Origin of the sequence: Streptomyces sp. NPDC048297 (assembly GCF_043201585.1) — a bacterium.
Taxonomy (GTDB): domain Bacteria; phylum Actinomycetota; class Actinomycetes; order Streptomycetales; family Streptomycetaceae; genus Streptomyces.
In genome coordinates, this window is record NZ_JBICZA010000067.1 from 13582 (window position 1) to 15521 (window position 1940).

A 1940-nucleotide genomic window follows, 5' to 3' on the forward strand; every position below is an offset into this window, starting at 1 on the left:
CGTTCATGCCGCCCGGGATGGGTGCGGGTGGCGGTGCCGGTGGTGGTGCGCCCGGTGGGTCGACCGATCCGTCGGATGCTTCCGGGCTGCTGGACAGCAATGCCGATCCGTTCACGGGTGATACGGCTCTGCCGGATGCCGGTGATGTGGGTGGGGGCGCGTCCGCCGGTGGTGTGCTGCCCGGCAGCGGCGGGCTTGATCTGCCGTCGACCCCGGCCGCCGCCGACAACGCGTTCCCGGGGAGTGCGGACCTTGTCGATCCCGCCGCCACTCAGAATCAGGGTGGTGGGATGCCGTTCATGCCGCCGGGGATGGGTGCGGGTGGCGGTGCCGGTGGTGGTGCGCCTGGTGGGTCGACCGATCCGTCGGATGCTTCCGGGTTGCTGGACAGCAATGGCGATCCGTTCACGGGTGATACGGCTCTGCCGGATGCCGGTGATGTGGGTGGGGGCGCGTCCGCCGGTGGTGTGCTGCCCGGCGGTGGCGGGCTTGATCTGCCGTCGACGCCGGATGCCGTGGACACGGCCTTTCCCGGGACGACCGATCTTGTCGATCCTGCCGCCACTCAGAGTCAGGGTGGTGGGATGCCGTTCATGCCACCCGGGATGGGTGGTGCGCCTGGTGCCGGGGGTGCCCAGAGCGGTGCCGGGGATCCGTCGGACGCGTCCGGGCTCCTCGACGCCACCACCGACGCGTGGTCCGGCGACTTCGACCAGGACCTGGGCGAGCCGAGCGCGGCATTCGGTGGGGGTGCGGACCGGCTGGTTCTCCCCGACAGCGGCGAGGGCTCACCGGCAGTACCGACGGCACCCGTCATCCCCCCGTTCATGCCGGCGCCGCCCGGTGAGCGGGCGCGCACCGCGCAGGAGAGCAGCGGGAGTTCCCGTCTGGCGGACAGGGAGGTAGCGGCCTGGACCGACACCGCTGCCGACGATCCGGCCGAGCCCGGCACGGCCGTCACACCGTTCGCGCCCGGAGCCGGAGCCGGAGCCGGAGCCGGAGCCGGAGCCGGAGCCGAGGGCAGCCCGCTGAGCCGTGGCTGGGACGAGACAGCCGAAGCCGCACTGTGGGCACAGGCCGCTCTGATCGGCCGGTCCGCCGCGGCACACCGACGGTCAGGAGACGAGGAGGAGGGCGCTGCGTTCTTCACGGCATCGGCATCGGCATCGGCGTCGGCTTCGGCGCCGTTCGGCGCAGATCCCGAGCCGCCCGCGCCCCCCGGCGGAAGCGTCGGCCGGGCATCCGAGGACGCCTTCGCGCCCGACGGCGTTCCCGACGCCGAGGTGGCGCTGACGCCCGGCGAAGTCGCTGCGGAGGCGGAGGACTTCGCCGCCTGGGACGTCGTCGAGGATCCGCTCATCCCGCTGCTGCGGTCGTCCGCGGCAACGGGTGAGGGGGAGGAAGAGGAGGAAGACGGCCCCGCGTTCCGGTATTCCGGCGAGGACGAGGAGACCTGGACCGGCGAACAGGAGGCGCCGGCCGCATCCGCCCCGAGGATGGCCACCTGGCAGCCTGACCGCTCGGGAACGGGCCCCAGCTCGACGACGATGCCGGTCCAGGTGTTCTCGAGCTGGGCGGAGTCCGAGTCCGACGATCTTCCTGAATCCGAACAGGCTCCTCAACTGGGAGACGCCGAGGACCAGGAGGGGGCGGAAGCGGAGGAGTCGCCCGAACACAGGATCGCGCGCCTGCTCGTTCAGCACCAGGACGCGTGGGGTTCGCTGGAGGGCGAGGAGGACCTGCTGTGACAGCTCCGGGGCGACTTCCCCCCGGACCTCCGCCCGAAGTGGCGGTGCCCATAAGTATTTTGCCCAAGCTCAGCGCGGCGAGCTTGGGCAAAATATTGATGGCGTCCCTTCTGGTGGTGTAGCCGGTCAGCCCGAGGTCGTGTTGGTGGTGTTGGGTAGCGCGGGGGCGCTTTCGGGGAGCTCGGCGGGGTA

Annotated in this window: 1 pseudogene; it reads left to right on the forward strand. The window is 71.6% G+C overall.

From position 1 onward, the window contains the following. Positions 1 to 1748: pseudogene (locus ACGFYV_RS37000) on the forward strand (hypothetical protein); the annotation flags it as partial. Positions 1749 to 1940 lie beyond the last annotated feature (192 nt).